Source organism: Pararhizobium sp. PWRC1-1, assembly GCF_049897905.1.
Taxonomy (GTDB): Bacteria; Pseudomonadota; Alphaproteobacteria; order Rhizobiales; family Rhizobiaceae; genus Pararhizobium.
Genome location: NZ_JAFCXE010000010.1, coordinates 43393 through 57023, shown reverse-complemented (window position 1 = coordinate 57023; position 13631 = coordinate 43393). Strand labels below are relative to the sequence as shown.

Genomic DNA, 13631 nt, shown 5'->3' with positions numbered 1-13631 from the left:
TTCCGCTACACCGTCGCGTAGATCGTGTCAGCACGCTTCTCGAAGGCTTCGGAAAACATCCGGAATGCCCGGTCGAACATCGAGCCCATAAGGGCGCCAAGAATGCGGCTCTTGAACTCGTAGTCGATGAAGAAGTTGACGGAACAGCCGCCCTCTCCCATCGCTTCAAAACTCCAGCGATTGTCGAGATACCTGAACGGCCCATCGATATATTTGACGTCGATGATGCGCTCTGCCTTGTTCAGCAGAACCTGCGTCGTAAACGTCTCGCGGATCGCCTTGTAGCCAACGGTCATATCCGCGACGAGCAGCTCCTTGCCATCGCGCTCCTTGCGCGAACGCACGGTCAGCCCCTCGCACAGCGGCAGGAATTGCGGATATTTTTCAACATCGGCGATCAGGTCGAACATCTGTTCGGGCGTATACTTGACAGGCCGGCGGGTCTCGAATTGTGGCATGGCGTTCAGATATTCAATGATGTGCGGAAAAACAAGATGCGCCTGGCGTCATGCAGGACCAGCAGACTTCTGTGACGTGAGGAAATCCTGCAGGCTTCTCGTGTCGGCATGCGACCGGACAACGAACACAGGCACTTCAGAACCGTAATCCGCCAGCTTCTGCTCGATCTCCGGGCTTTCCGTCTTCTCGAAATTCCAGATGTATGACAGGAACTCGAGCGTCAGGCGCTCCGGGCAGTTCTTGGCCATTTCCGGTCGCGTCCTGCCGCGAAATCGCAGCCAGCGGCTGACGACTCCATAGAGTGAAACATGACGGCGCGGCCGCATCCAGATGACGAGATCGGTGCGCGGCAGGCGCAGCGGCAAGGTGCCGGGGCTTGTGCCGTCCATGATCCACCGCGGCCGGGTCACCGCCCGCTCGACGATCTCAAGCGCCTCGCCCCTCGGGCGCTGCGTCCATCCCGGCATCCAGAAAACGTCGCGGTCCATGGAGACATAGGGAAGCGTAAACAGCACGGAAAGCGTCTGCGCCAATGTGCTCTTTCCGCTACCGGAACAACCGATCACGAGAACACGATCGGCGGTGCGAAGGGCCGCTGCCGCCTGAACAACGTTCAAAAGCCTATCGGACATTTGCAAATTCCTGCACGCTTTCAGTCAGAGCATCGATGTCCCGCCGGCTCTTAAGCGTCAGCACCGGCATGTCCGGTGCGTGCCGGTCGAGCATATTGACGATCACGGGAGAAATGCGCTGTTCGAAATTCCAGATATAGGAAAGAAATTCACGATCAGGCAATTGTTCAGGGCAGCCCGGCGCCATATCAGGACGCACGCGGCCAAAGCTCGATGCAACGCGACAGACAAGCCCCCAGAGGCAAACCAGGCGCGGTAGGCGAACCCAGATGACCAGGTCCGTTCGTGGAAAGCGCAGGTCAAATGAGGATGGGCCGCTGCCGTCCATGATCCAGCGATCCTGCGCAACACTGGCCGCGATGAGCACCCCCTCTTCAACCTTCGGCCGCTTGACCCAGCCCGGCAACCAGAAAAAATCCCGGTCCATCGAGATGTAGGGCAGATTAAGTTTTGCAGAGAGTTTTCTCGAAAGCGTGCTCTTGCCGCCGCCGGAGCAACCTATCACGAGGAAGCGGCGCGCCGTCTGCAGGATCGGCAAAACATCCTCGATTTCCGGGATATAAGACGGCATGACGGCTCCCAACAGCGAAGCCGCGCACCATAGAGTTCAAATTCGGATTGGCAACGTCTGGATGATTATCCGGCCACGGCCAAAAGCTTTTTCTCGCGGTTTGCCTTCAGCCGCGCAAAATCGTCGCCGGCATGGTGCGACGAGCGGGTCAGCGGGCTGGAGGCGACCATCAGGAAGCCCTTGGTATAGGCGACCGTCTCGTAGGACTTGAACTCTTCCGGCGTGACAAAGCTCATCACCTGATGATGCTTGCGGGTCGGCTGCAGGTATTGGCCGATGGTCAGGAAGTCGACATCGGCGGTTCTGAGGTCGTCCATCAGCTGCAGCACTTCGTTGCGCTCTTCGCCAAGGCCGACCATGATGCCCGATTTGGTGAACATCGTCGGATCGAGTTCCTTTACCCGCTGCAAAAGGCGGATCGAATGGAAATAGCGCGCGCCCGGGCGCACCGTCAGATAGTTGCCGGGCACGGTTTCCATATTGTGGTTGAAAACGTCGGGCTTGGCGGCAACGACGCGCTCCAGCGCCCCAGGCTTCTTCAGGAAGTCGGGCGTCAGGATTTCAATGGTCGTCAGCGGCGACGCGGCACGAATGGCCCAGATCACCTTTTCGAAATGCTCGGCGCCACCGTCAGCCAGATCGTCGCGGTCGACGGAGGTGATGACGACGTGGCTCAGGCCCATCTGCTTGACGGCCTTGGCGACGTTTTCCGGCTCGGCCATATCCAGCGCGTTCGGCTTGCCGGTGGAGACGTTGCAGAAGGCACAGGCGCGGGTGCAGATCTCGCCCATGATCATGAAGGTCGCGTGCTTCTTGTCCCAGCACTCGCCGATATTCGGGCATCCCGCCTCTTCACAGACCGTGACGAGCTTGTGCTCCTTCACGATCGATTTGGTTTCGGCATAGCCCTTCGAGGTCGGCGCGCGGACCCGGATCCATTCCGGCTTGCGCAGCATCTCGGTATCGGGCTTGTGGGCCTTTTCCGGATGACGGATACGCGGAGCGTTGGGATCGAGAGTGGTGCGGTCGAGGATCGTGACCATCAATGGCTTCCAATTTTGCTTCAAGCGCAACAGCGCGCCCGTCAGGGCCGGATAGAATGGCCCGCCTTTTCAGATGGAGGCGAGCCCTAGCACAATCAAGCGTTCAGCGCACGTCCGTAGGCATCGAGCACGCTTTCCTTCAGCGTCTCCGAAATCGTCGGATGCGGGAAGATCGTGTGCATCAGGTCTTCTTCGGTTGTCTCAAGGTTCATGGCGACGACGAAGCCCTGGATCAGTTCGGTGACCTCAGCGCCAACCAGATGCGCGCCGAGCAATTCGCCGGTCTTCTTGTCGAAGATGGTTTTCACCAAACCCTGATCTTCGCCAAGCGCGATCGCCTTGCCATTGGCAACGAACGGAAAACGTCCGACGCGGATGTCGCGGCCTTCCGCCTTTGCCTTGGCTTCGGTCAGACCAACCGAGGCGACCTGCGGGTTGCAATAGGTGCAGCCCGGGATCTTCAGCTTGTCCATCGGATGCACATTCGGCAGGCCAGCGATCTTTTCGACGCAGATGACCGCCTCGTGCTCGGCCTTGTGGGCGAGCATCGGCGGGCCGGCGACGTCGCCGATCGCGTAAACGCCCGGCACGTTGGTCTTGCCGTAGCCGTCGATGACGATGCAGCCACGATCGGTCTTGACACCCAGCGCTTCGAGACCGAGGTTTTCGATATTTCCCTGCACGCCGACAGCCGAAATCATCCTGTCAGCAGTGATCTTCTCGACCGAGCCGTCCTTCTTCTCGACATGGGCGGTGACCGAATTGGCAGCCTTTTCGACCTTCGTCACCTTGGCATCGAGAATGATCTTCATGCCCTGCTTGTCGAACTGCTTCTTGGCGAAGGCGGAGATTTCCGCGTCCTCGACCGGCATGACCTGCGGCAGCAGTTCGACCACCGTTACATCGACGCCCATCGTGCGGTAGAACGAGGCAAACTCGATGCCAATGGCGCCGGAGCCCATGACCAGCAGCGATTTCGGCATTTCCTCCGGTTTCATCGCCTCGAAATAGGTCCAGATCAGCTTGCCATCCGGCTCGAGGCCCGGCAGCGCGCGCGGACGGGCGCCGGTAGCGACGATGATGTGCTTGGCGGTATAGGTGCCCTCGCCCAGCGTGTTCTTCGGGATCGGTCCCTGCGGCTGGACGATCGCCTTGGTGGTCTTGGCAACGACGATCTCGTTCGGCTTGGTGAGCTTGGCCTCGCCCCAGATGATATCGACCTTGTTCTTCTTCATCAGGAAGGCGACGCCGCCGTTCATGCGCTCGGCAATGCCGCGCGAACGCTTGACGATCGCCTGCAGGTCCGGCGAGATCTTGCCTTCGAGCGTCAGGCCGTAGTTCTTGGCATGCTCGGCAAGGTGAAGCACTTCGGCGGAGCGCAGCAGCGCCTTGGTCGGAATGCAGCCCCAGTTGGAGCAGATGCCGGCCAGATGCTCGCGCTCGACCACGGCGACCTTCAGGCCCAGCTGGGCTGCGCGGATGGCCGCGATGTAGCCGCCGGGGCCGGAACCGATGACGATGACGTCGTAGGAATTTGCCATTCTTGTTTCCTGCCTCTTCCTTAGGTCATGTTCCGGGCCAAGAGGACCCATTCATGCCTTTTGCTATCTTCAAAGAGCGGCACGGCCTGAAGCCGCGCCTGCTCGGCAAATCCGTTGGCCGCATAAAGCGCCAGCGCCGTATCATTGTGGCTTTCGGTGATCAGGCTGACCTGCCTGCCGTTCGCCTTGTCGATCTCATGGGCAAGCAGCGCCCGCCCGATACCCTTGCCGCGATGGTGCCGGTAGACACCCAGACTATCGATGAACCGGCTGCCGATCACCATGACCTGCAGGTCCAACAGCGGCTTGATCACCGGATGGGGTGCCACGATATCGCGTACATTCTCATCCAGATCGTAGCCGATCGAAACACCGGCAATCTCGCTGTCCCATTCAGCCAGCGTCGCATCTTTCCAGGCACCAGGCTCGTCGTCCATCCGCAACCGCGACCGCCCCTGCTCCATGGCGGTATCCTTGCTTCCGCGCATTACCGCTCCGTGCCAGAGCCAGGTCGCAAAACCATGCGAGGCGATATCGACCAGAATGGCCAGATCCGCTGCATCCCGCCGTTCCGCTGCCCGCAGATGCAAAGCCACCGTCATTCAGAGCCCGAGCATCATCCGGACCATCGGCTCAAGGCCGCGTCCGATGGCGCGTGTATTTTCTGTATCCAGATGCACCCCATCGAGCGGCGTCGTCTTTGCCACCGAACCGGCATCGAAGAACCCGCAGCCGAGTTCATCGGCGAGATCGGCATAAAGCGAGGCCATCATCGACGACTGGTCGATGGCACCGGCATACATTGCAGCAAAATTAGCATTCGCCGTCTCGCTGATCACCGGCGGTGCGACGATCAGAATTTCCGGCGCTTCGGCCTGCACACCCGGCCAGCTGTGATGCCAGACCAGTTTGACCAGCCTCTCGATGCCCTTGACCGCGCCAAAGGCGGTTCCGTGCACCAAGGGTTTCATATCGTTGGTACCGAGCAGAAAAATAACCAGATCGATCGGCGCATGGGTCTGCAGGACGGTTGGCAGGATGCGCACGCCGTTGCGGTCGCAGTCGGCCAGGTGGTCGTCGTAGGCGGTGGTGCGGCCGTTCAAACCTTCGGCAATCACCTGAACGCCATTACCCAGCGCCTTCTGCAGCACACTTGGCCAGCGGTCGTCCAACGCATGCCGGCCGCCGGTCTCGGCGTCATATCCCCAGGTCAGACTGTCACCGTAGCAGAGGACTGTTTTCATTGCGTCATTCCCGTCCCAACAACCGGTCGACATCCGCCAACCCGTCCACGTCCTGCGGCAGCTCCGCCCTCATCTGCGTCACGTCCGTAAGACCAAAAGGGTCGCCATCGCGGGCGTCGCGAATGCCGGACTCGACAATGTCCAAGCCATCACACATCCGGACGTCCTGGGCCGTACCGATATCCGCGCCTTTGAACAGTAGACAGAGAGCACCCTTGCCGTCATCGCCGTTGCTCGCAGTCCAGACGACCGGCACCACCTTATCTCCCAATGCCGCCGACCAGACGACACCGGTGCCGTCGGGGCCAAGATATTCGAGCTGAGGGATCCGGTCGCTATCGTTGCGAAACAACAGCGTCCTGCCCGTTATCTGTTCGATACGCTGGGCAACCTGGCTATTCAGATCTTCCCCTTGCACCGACGTCGCCAGGAACAAGGAAATGACGGCAACGGCAGATGCGGCGCAGAAGCGCCGCACTGTTAGTGTCTTTTCTGTTGCGTTTCCCACCTTGTATGACATCGTCGCGGCGCTCTCTCCCGTCAGACCAGCATACCCATCGGGCTTTCGATGTAGCGCTTGAAGGCGCCGAGCAGTTCGGCCCCGAGCGCGCCATCGACGGCGCGGTGATCGGTCGACAGCGTCACGGTCATGACGGTGGCAACGACCATCTGGCCCTTCTTGACGACGACCCGCTCCTCGCCGGCCCCGATCGCAAGGATCGTTGCATGCGGAGGATTGACGACGGCGGCGAAGTTCTTGACGCCCATCATGCCCATGTTCGACACCGCAGTCGTGCCGCCCTGGAATTCCTCGGGCTTCAGCTTGCGGCTCTTGGCGCGGGCGCCGAGATCCTTCATCTCGTTGGAGATGGCCGACAGGCTCTTCAGCTCAGCGCTACGGACGATCGGTGTGATCAGGCCACCAGGGATCGACACGGCAACGCCGACATCGGCGTGCTTGTGCTTGACCATGTTGGTTTCGGTCCAGGACACATTGGCATCCGGAACGTCACGCAGTGCAAGCGCCAGCGCCTTGATGACCATGTCATTGACCGAAAGCTTGTAAGCGGGCTTGCCGTCCTTTTCCGGGCTTGCAGCATTGAGCTGGGCACGCAGGGCAAGCAGCGCATCCAGTTCGCAATCGACCGAAACGTAGAAATGCGGAATGGTCTGCTTGGATTCCTGCAGGCGCTTGGCAATCACCTTGCGCATGCCGTCATGCGGCACGAGTTCGTAGGAGCCTTCGGCGAAGTTCTTCAGAACCGCTTCGTCGGATGCACCCTTGGCAAGCGGAGCCGGAGCAGCAGCTGCTGGAGCCGCGGCCGTAGAAGCAGCCTTGGCGCCGCCGCCGGCAACTGCGGTTTCGACATCCTTCTTGACCACGCGGCCATGCGGGCCGGTGCCGGAAACTGCCGAGATATCGATCCCGGCGTCCTTGGCCAAACGGCGAGCCAGCGGCGAAGAGAAGGTCCGAGTACCGGATGACGCTGGAGCAGATGCCTGTGCGGCCACCGGAGCCGGAGCAGCAGGTGCTGCCTCGGCCTTTGCCGGTGCAGCTTCAGCCTTTGCTTCCGTCGTGGCAACCTCGGCCTTTGCAGCCGGTGCCGCGCCGCCGGAAGCAGCAGCTGCAACGTCTTCACCGTCGGCAGCCAGAATAGCGATCAAGGCATTGACCTTGACGCCTTCGGTGCCAGCGGCAACGACGAGCTTGGCAACCGTGCCCTCGTCGACCGATTCCACTTCCATCGTCGCCTTGTCGGTCTCGATCTCGCAGAGAACGTCGCCGGCGGAGACCTTGTCGCCTTCCTTGACCAGCCACTTGGCGAGGTTGCCCTCTTCCATGGTCGGCGAAAGGGCTGGCATGGTGATGTTGATAGGCATCTCTTCACCCTCCCTTATTTGTAGCAGACGGTCTTTACCGCCTGGACGACTTCGCCGACATTCGGCAGGGCCAGCTTTTCAAGGTTGGCGGCGTAAGGCATCGGAACGTCCTTGCCGGCGATCGTCAGGATCGGCGCATCGAGATAATCGAAGGCCTGCTGCATGACGCGGGCGGCAATTTCGGTGCCGACGGAGGACTGCGGATAGCCTTCCTCGACGGTCACCAGGCGGCCGGTCTTCTTCACCGATTCAATCACAGCCGGCAGATCCATCGGACGGATGGTTCTGAGGTCGATGATCTCGACGTCGATGCCTTCCTTCTCCAGTTCAGCTGCGGCCTTGACCGCATAGGTCATGCCGATGCCGAAGGAAACGATCGTCGCATCCTTGCCGACACGATGAATGCGTGCCTTGCCAATCGGCAGGACGAAGTCGTCCATCTTCGGCACGTCGAAGGAGTGCCCGTAGAGAATTTCGTTTTCGAGAAAGATCACCGGGTTCGGATCGCGGATCGCAGCCTTGAGCAGGCCCTTGGCGTCGGCTGCCGTATACGGCATGACGACCTTGAGACCCGGAATATGGCTGTACCAGGCGGCATAGCACTGCGAGTGCTGCGCGCCGACGCGTGCGGCTGCACCCGACGGGCCACGGAACACCATCGGAGCGCCCATCTGACCGCCGGACATATACAACGTCTTGGCTGCCGAGTTGATGATCTGGTCGATCGCCTGCATGGCGAAGTTGAAGGTCATGAACTCGACGATCGGACGCAGGCCGGTCATCGCAGCACCGACGCCGATACCGGCAAAGCCGTGCTCGGTGATCGGCGTATCGACGACGCGGCGGGGACCGAATTCCTGCAACAGGCCTTGCGTGATCTTGTAGGCGCCCTGGTATTCGGCGACTTCCTCGCCCATGACGAAGACGTCTTCGCTGCGGCGCATTTCTTCGGCCATCGCATCACGAAGCGCTTCGCGCACGGTGGTCGAGACCATTTCGGTACCAGCCGGAATATCCGGATCGGAAGGAATATTCGCCTTCGGCTGAGCCGGAACGGTTGCCGGCGCTTCCGACTTTGCCGGTGCTTCCGTCTTGGCGGGCTCTGCAGCAACAGGCTCTGCAGCAACAGGTGCTGCGGCCTTCGGGGCTGCAACATCGCCGGCGCTCTCGCCGTCCTGAAGCAGGACCGCGATCGCGGTGTTGACCTTGACGCCTTCGGTACCGGCAGCGATCAGGATCTTGCCGATGACGCCTTCGTCAACGGCTTCCACTTCCATGGTCGCCTTGTCGGTTTCGATTTCAGCGATCACGTCGCCGGAGACAACCTTGTCGCCTTCGTTTTTCAGCCACTTGCTGAGCGTGCCTTCTTCCATCGTCGGGGACAGAGCGGGCATCAGAATTTCGATTGGCATGATGTTTTCCTCGTCCCGGTCTTAAAGCAGAATGTCGGTGTAGAGCTCGGATACATCCGGCTCCGGATCGGCCTGGGCAAAATCGGCGCTGTCGGCGACGATGTCGCGAACGTCCTTGTCGATTGCCTTCAGCTCGTCTTCGCTCGCCCAGCCGCTTTCCAGCAGGCGCACCCTTACTTTTTCGATCGGGTCGTTCTCGGAGCGCATCTTCTGCACTTCGTCCTTCGAACGGTACTTGGCCGGGTCCGACATCGAGTGACCGCGGTAGCGGTAGGTCTGCATTTCGAGGATCATCGGACCCTTGCCGGCACGGCAATGCTCGACAGCCTCGTCACCTGCAGCCTTGACCGCACGGACGTCCATGCCGTCAACCTGGTAACCGGGGATACCGAGTGCCACGCCGCGCTGCGAGAAATCATGCCCGGCAGAGGCACGCGACACCGAGGTGCCCATGGCATAGCGGTTGTTCTCGACAATGTAGATCACCGGCAGGTTCCAAAGAGCTGCCATGTTGAAGCTCTCGTAGACCTGGCCCTGGTTGGCAGCGCCATCGCCGAAATAGGCAAGCGACACATTGTCATTGCCGCGGTAGCGGTTGGCAAAGGCCAGACCTGTACCGAGCGAGACCTGCGCGCCAACAATGCCGTGGCCGCCGTAAAAGTTCTTTTCCTTGGAGAACATGTGCATCGAGCCACCCTTGCCGCGGGAAAGCCCGCTGCGGCGGCCGGTCAGCTCAGCCATGACGCCGCGCGCACTCATGCCGCAGGCGAGCATATGGCCGTGGTCACGATAGGCGGTTATGACCTGATCGCCTTCCTTCAGCGCCATCTGCATACCGACGACGACAGCTTCCTGGCCGATGTAGAGATGACAGAAACCACCAATGAAGCCCATGCCATAGAGCTGGCCGGCTTTTTCCTCGAAACGGCGGATGAGGAGCATTTCGCGGTAGGCCTTCAGGTCGGTATCGCGATCGAACTCGGCGATCGTGCCCTTTGTGAAGTCCTTTTTCGCTGGCTTTGCAGCTGCCTTGCGACTGGAAACGGACGCGGATTTTCGCGGTGCCATTCAATCCTCCCTATGGTTGGCTTTTGCGGTACCATAGGGAAAGAATGCGATCACAGCAATGCCATATTTGCATGGCTTATATTCCTATCAAGCCATTGATAAGAATATAATATTTTGAATTAACGTGTTTTCGGTTAATGTGACATCTCAGTGAAAAATAACGATTTCGTCGCTGCGGGACATGTTCAGCCCAAACCGCGCCTTTTCGTCCAGCATGTCACGTTCAAGCGAACCGTCGCTGAGCAGTGCGACTTCCTTTTCCAGTATCTGGCGCTTGGTAGTCAACTCATCCAGCCGTGCCTGACGCTCGATGCGCTGCCGGTCGAACGTCTCCGTCGCCTTCAGCCCAAAGTCGCCATGGATGGAATGATAACCGAAATAGGTGAGGAACGCGATAGTGATGAGCGGCATAACAAACCGCCCCAGCTGCCGTTTTTTATGGTGTTTGGTCCACATAGATCATGCCCTGATACGCAATACCTTAACACGCTAACAGCCATAGATTAACCGACCGTTGACCATAACCCGGGCAATGAAAAACCCGCGTCCGTTTCCAGACGCGGGTTTCATCATTTCAATGCGTGTGCGTATCAGCCGCGCAAGATCGAGCGGCCGGCATACTTTGCCTGCGGACCGAGCTGTTCCTCGATACGGATCAGCTGGTTGTACTTGGCAAGCCGGTCGGAGCGCGACAGCGAGCCGGTCTTGATCTGTCCGCAATTGGTGGCAACGGCGAGATCGGCGATGGTCGAATCCTCGGTTTCGCCCGAGCGGTGCGACATGACAGCGGTATAGCCGGCCTTGTGTGCAGTCTCGACGGCGTCGAGCGTTTCCGACAGCGAACCGATCTGGTTGACCTTGACGAGGATCGAGTTGGCAACGCCCATCTTGATTCCATCACGCAGGCGCGAAGAGTTGGTGACGAACAGATCGTCGCCAACCAGCTGGCACTTCTTGCCGGCGAGATCGGTCAGCGTCTTCCAGCCTTCCCAATCGTCTTCAGCCATGCCGTCCTCGATCGAAGCGATCGGGTATTTGGCGGCCAGTTCGGCCAGGTATTCGGCCATGGCGCCCGGCTCAAGCGTGCGGCCCTCACCTTCCATGACGTATTTGCCGTCCTTGAAGAATTCGCTCGAGGCGCAATCGAGACCGAGGAACATGTCTTCGCCCGGCTTGTAGCCGGCCTTCTCAATCGACTTCATGATAAAGTCGAGCGCTTCGGATGCGCTGTTCAGACCCGGGGCAAAGCCGCCTTCGTCGCCGACATTGGTGTTGTGACCCTTGGCCGACAATTCCTTCTTGAGAACGTGGAAGACTTCCGCGCCCATGCGAACGGCGTCACGCAGGCTTTCGGCGCCGACCGGCAGGATCATGAACTCCTGGAAATCGATCGGGTTGTCGGCATGCGCACCGCCGTTGATGATGTTCATCATTGGAACCGGCAGCAGGCGCGCGTTCGGGCCACCGACATAGCGGAACAGCGGCAGGTTGGAAGCTTCCGCGGCAGCCTTGGCCACGGCGAGCGACACGCCGAGGATGGCGTTGGCGCCGAGACGCGACTTGTTGGCCGTGCCGTCCAGTTCGATCATCGTTGCGTCGATGTGAAGCTGGTCTTCGGCATCCATGCCGCCGATGGCTTCGAAGATTTCGCCGTTGACGGCTTCGACTGCCTTTTCGACACCCTTGCCATGGTAGCGCTTGCCGCCGTCACGCAGTTCGACGGCTTCATGCGCGCCGGTCGAAGCGCCCGAGGGAACTGCGGCGCGGCCAAAGCTGCCGTCTTCGAGATGGACGTCGACTTCGACGGTCGGGTTGCCCCGGCTGTCGAGAATTTCGCGGCCGATGATGTCGATGATTGCAGTCATGATCTCTTCCCTGCTTCAAACATGGTGGTGGAGGATGGCCCTGTCATAATTCATGGACCGGAAATTACAATGGCGGGGCCTGAGCAATCGCAGCCAGCGCCCGGCCTTCAAGAAAAATTCACAAAGCCCGCTATCAGCGTTTTGCCACGGCGTCGAATGCCAGCAGCGTCTCCAGGAGGCGCGGCATGTCCTTCAGGTAAACCATGTTCGGACCGTCGGACGGAGAATTGTCGGGATCCTCATGCGTCTCGATGAACACACCTGCGACACCGACGGCAACGGCTGCACGTGCCAAAGTCTCGACGAATTCGCGCTGGCCACCCGACGAAGCACCCTGCCCGCCCGGCTGCTGCACGGAATGGGTGGCGTCAAAAATAACCGGTGCACCAAGGCTTGCCATGATCGGCAGCGAACGCATGTCGGAAACCAGTGTGTTGTAGCCGAAGGACGCACCGCGTTCGCAAAGCAGCACGTTCGGATTGCCGCTTTCGGTGAACTTGGCGAGCACATTCTTCATGTCCCAGGGAGCCAGGAACTGACCCTTCTTGACGTTGATGACGCGGCCGGTCTTTGCAGCGGCAACCAGAAGATCTGTCTGGCGCGAGAGGAAGGCCGGGATCTGCAGAATATCGACGGTCGGGGCCACCAGAGCACACTGTTCTTCCGTGTGGATGTCGGTGATGACCGGAAAACCGAATTCCTTCTTCAGATCGGCAAAGATTTCCATCGCCTTTTCCAGGCCGATGCCCCGCTTGCCGGAAATCGACGTGCGGTTGGCCTTGTCGAAAGAGGATTTGTAGACATAGCCAAGGCCGAGCGACTTGCAGAGCTCAACCATCGTGCCGGCGATCATGAAAGCGTGGTCACGACTTTCCATCTGGCAGGGACCGGCGATCAACGACAGTTTCTGGGTATTGGAAAATACCACCTGACTGGCGCCGCTGCCGGCAACGACATTTGCATTGGTCTGCATGATTATTCTCCGAATGCGAAGATGACACCCTGCCCCGGCGCTTCCGCAACGAGCAGGCGATTGTCTTTTCTGATGAAGGGCACCGCGTTGGCGTCAAGAAGATGTTCGGTCACGGCCAGATCGGCAACCTTGAAGACGACGGCCCGGCCACGAAGGCCGCGCGAATGGCCGGTGGTCTTCCTGTCGAAAAACCCTGACATTCCGGCCTGATTGAGCACGGAAATCTTTACGCCATTGCGCGTTTCGATATCCATGCCGAAGGAGTGCGCCGAGACTTCGCGCTCATCGACCACTTCCTGCAGGATGTACTGGAAATCGGTCGGGTTCGGCTCCGACAGTACGACTTCCGCCATGCCCGTCACACCATTGGCATGGATTTCCAGGACCGCACGGTCCGATGGCAGCGACTTTACGCGCTGACAGCTGATAAAGAAGAAATCCGGTGCGCGCAGGTCAGCGGCAAACGACAGGCGAAAACTGCCGACGGCCTCGGAACCATCCGGCAATTTCATCGGCCGCGAAAATTCCAGCATATCGCCTGCCGAAATGCCTCTCTCTTGAAAACGGGTATGGTCGGCCACTGCGTCGTCTGTGCTCACAACGATTGCGGAAAACCCGTCCTGTCCGCGCCGGAACCTGTAGGCCTGATCGCGAGCGGTAAAGACATTGCCGGCCTGCGCCGATGCTTCGCATTCCTCACGCTGGGCGATGCTCAGAGGCTCAAGATAGGTCTTGTCGGAAAAGAACACGCAGGCGTTTTCCGTTCCAAAGGGATGGCGGGCATCCGCAGCGACGGTAAAACCCAGCTGTTGCAGCCGGTTGCGGGCAATTGCGAGTTCACCGACCGGCAGGACCAGATGATCGAGCTGGCGGGACGTGCGAGGAGCAACGGTCATGGATTTCCTTGAGGCTCAGCGTTGGCAGGTGCTTTGCCCGTTTTAT

15 protein-coding genes are annotated in these 13631 nt (G+C 59.7%); all 15 read right to left on the bottom strand.

The window, feature by feature from the left end:
• Nucleotides 1-5: 5 nt before the first annotated feature.
• The 15 genes from ACP7E0_RS16555 to ACP7E0_RS16485 all read right to left on the bottom strand — a co-directional run bounded on the left by ACP7E0_RS16555 (nucleotide 6) and on the right by ACP7E0_RS16485 (nucleotide 13585).
• Entirely contained in the window at nucleotides 6-458 is a 453-nt protein-coding gene (locus ACP7E0_RS16555; RefSeq protein ID WP_426126147.1) for a type II toxin-antitoxin system RatA family toxin, read from the bottom strand.
• Between the two features lie 48 nt (nucleotides 459-506).
• Nucleotides 507-1091, bottom strand: coding sequence for an AAA family ATPase (locus tag ACP7E0_RS16550; RefSeq protein WP_426126146.1), 585 nt, complete (start codon nucleotides 1089-1091; stop codon nucleotides 507-509).
• Nucleotides 1081-1662 (bottom strand): AAA family ATPase, encoded by a 582-nt coding sequence (locus ACP7E0_RS16545; protein WP_426126145.1) that lies wholly within the window; start codon nucleotides 1660-1662, stop codon nucleotides 1081-1083. The genes ACP7E0_RS16550 and ACP7E0_RS16545 overlap by 11 nt, the downstream gene beginning before the upstream one ends.
• 65 nt (nucleotides 1663-1727) lie before the next feature.
• Nucleotides 1728-2705, bottom strand: coding sequence for a lipoyl synthase (gene lipA, locus ACP7E0_RS16540; RefSeq protein ID WP_426126144.1), 978 nt, complete (start codon nucleotides 2703-2705; stop codon nucleotides 1728-1730).
• A gap of 95 nt (nucleotides 2706-2800) precedes the next feature.
• Entirely contained in the window at nucleotides 2801-4246 is a 1446-nt protein-coding gene (gene lpdA / locus ACP7E0_RS16535) for a dihydrolipoyl dehydrogenase (RefSeq protein WP_426126143.1), read from the bottom strand.
• Between the two features lie 20 nt (nucleotides 4247-4266).
• The gene (locus ACP7E0_RS16530; protein WP_426126142.1) at nucleotides 4267-4848 is read right to left on the bottom strand and encodes a GNAT family N-acetyltransferase; all 582 of its coding nucleotides are present in this window, start codon (nucleotides 4846-4848) and stop codon (nucleotides 4267-4269) included.
• Complete coding sequence (locus ACP7E0_RS16525; RefSeq protein WP_426126141.1) at nucleotides 4849-5490, bottom strand: SGNH/GDSL hydrolase family protein; 642 nt, start codon at nucleotides 5488-5490, stop codon at nucleotides 4849-4851. It abuts the gene before it with no gap.
• A gap of 4 nt (nucleotides 5491-5494) precedes the next feature.
• The gene (locus tag ACP7E0_RS16520) at nucleotides 5495-6010 is read right to left on the bottom strand and encodes a hypothetical protein (RefSeq protein WP_426126140.1); all 516 of its coding nucleotides are present in this window, start codon (nucleotides 6008-6010) and stop codon (nucleotides 5495-5497) included.
• A 20-nt stretch (nucleotides 6011-6030) separates the two neighbouring features.
• Nucleotides 6031-7371 (bottom strand): pyruvate dehydrogenase complex dihydrolipoamide acetyltransferase, encoded by a 1341-nt coding sequence (locus tag ACP7E0_RS16515; RefSeq protein WP_426126139.1) that lies wholly within the window; start codon nucleotides 7369-7371, stop codon nucleotides 6031-6033.
• 14 nt (nucleotides 7372-7385) lie between these two features.
• Entirely contained in the window at nucleotides 7386-8783 is a 1398-nt protein-coding gene (locus ACP7E0_RS16510; protein WP_426126138.1) for a pyruvate dehydrogenase complex E1 component subunit beta, read from the bottom strand.
• A gap of 21 nt (nucleotides 8784-8804) precedes the next feature.
• Nucleotides 8805-9851 (bottom strand): pyruvate dehydrogenase (acetyl-transferring) E1 component subunit alpha, encoded by a 1047-nt coding sequence (pdhA, locus tag ACP7E0_RS16505; protein WP_426126137.1) that lies wholly within the window; start codon nucleotides 9849-9851, stop codon nucleotides 8805-8807.
• A 147-nt stretch (nucleotides 9852-9998) separates the two neighbouring features.
• Nucleotides 9999-10307: an FtsB family cell division protein gene (locus ACP7E0_RS16500; RefSeq protein ID WP_426126136.1), complete on the bottom strand. Its 309-nt coding sequence runs from the start codon at nucleotides 10305-10307 to the stop codon at nucleotides 9999-10001.
• Between the two features lie 134 nt (nucleotides 10308-10441).
• Nucleotides 10442-11716: a phosphopyruvate hydratase gene (eno, locus tag ACP7E0_RS16495; RefSeq protein WP_426126135.1), complete on the bottom strand. Its 1275-nt coding sequence runs from the start codon at nucleotides 11714-11716 to the stop codon at nucleotides 10442-10444.
• 133 nt (nucleotides 11717-11849) lie between these two features.
• Nucleotides 11850-12692 (bottom strand): 3-deoxy-8-phosphooctulonate synthase, encoded by an 843-nt coding sequence (gene kdsA, locus ACP7E0_RS16490; protein WP_426126350.1) that lies wholly within the window; start codon nucleotides 12690-12692, stop codon nucleotides 11850-11852.
• Entirely contained in the window at nucleotides 12692-13585 is an 894-nt protein-coding gene (locus tag ACP7E0_RS16485) for a VOC family protein (protein ID WP_426126134.1), read from the bottom strand. The genes kdsA and ACP7E0_RS16485 overlap by 1 nt, the downstream gene beginning before the upstream one ends.
• Between the last annotated feature and the right edge of the window lie 46 nt (nucleotides 13586-13631).

Excerpts from the sequence above, each read along its gene's own strand:
- lpdA (WP_426126143.1), bottom strand. The coding sequence starts at position 4,246 with ATGGCAAATTCCTACGACGTCATCGTCATCGGTTCCGGCCCCGGCGGC.
- pdhA (WP_426126137.1), bottom strand. The coding sequence starts at position 9,851 with ATGGCACCGCGAAAATCCGCGTCCGTTTCCAGTCGCAAGGCAGCTGCA.
- ACP7E0_RS16530 (WP_426126142.1), bottom strand. The coding sequence starts at position 4,848 with ATGACGGTGGCTTTGCATCTGCGGGCAGCGGAACGGCGGGATGCAGCG.
- eno (WP_426126135.1), bottom strand. The coding sequence starts at position 11,716 with ATGACTGCAATCATCGACATCATCGGCCGCGAAATTCTCGACAGCCGG.
- ACP7E0_RS16500 (WP_426126136.1), bottom strand. The coding sequence starts at position 10,307 with ATGTGGACCAAACACCATAAAAAACGGCAGCTGGGGCGGTTTGTTATG.
- ACP7E0_RS16520 (WP_426126140.1), bottom strand. The coding sequence starts at position 6,010 with ATGTCATACAAGGTGGGAAACGCAACAGAAAAGACACTAACAGTGCGG.
- ACP7E0_RS16485 (WP_426126134.1), bottom strand. The coding sequence starts at position 13,585 with ATGACCGTTGCTCCTCGCACGTCCCGCCAGCTCGATCATCTGGTCCTG.
- ACP7E0_RS16550 (WP_426126146.1), bottom strand. The coding sequence starts at position 1,091 with ATGTCCGATAGGCTTTTGAACGTTGTTCAGGCGGCAGCGGCCCTTCGC.
- ACP7E0_RS16515 (WP_426126139.1), bottom strand. The coding sequence starts at position 7,371 with ATGCCTATCAACATCACCATGCCAGCCCTTTCGCCGACCATGGAAGAG.
- ACP7E0_RS16555 (WP_426126147.1), bottom strand. The coding sequence starts at position 458 with ATGCCACAATTCGAGACCCGCCGGCCTGTCAAGTATACGCCCGAACAG.
- lipA (WP_426126144.1), bottom strand. The coding sequence starts at position 2,705 with ATGGTCACGATCCTCGACCGCACCACTCTCGATCCCAACGCTCCGCGT.
- ACP7E0_RS16510 (WP_426126138.1), bottom strand. The coding sequence starts at position 8,783 with ATGCCAATCGAAATTCTGATGCCCGCTCTGTCCCCGACGATGGAAGAA.
- ACP7E0_RS16545 (WP_426126145.1), bottom strand. The coding sequence starts at position 1,662 with ATGCCGTCTTATATCCCGGAAATCGAGGATGTTTTGCCGATCCTGCAG.
- ACP7E0_RS16525 (WP_426126141.1), bottom strand. The coding sequence starts at position 5,490 with ATGAAAACAGTCCTCTGCTACGGTGACAGTCTGACCTGGGGATATGAC.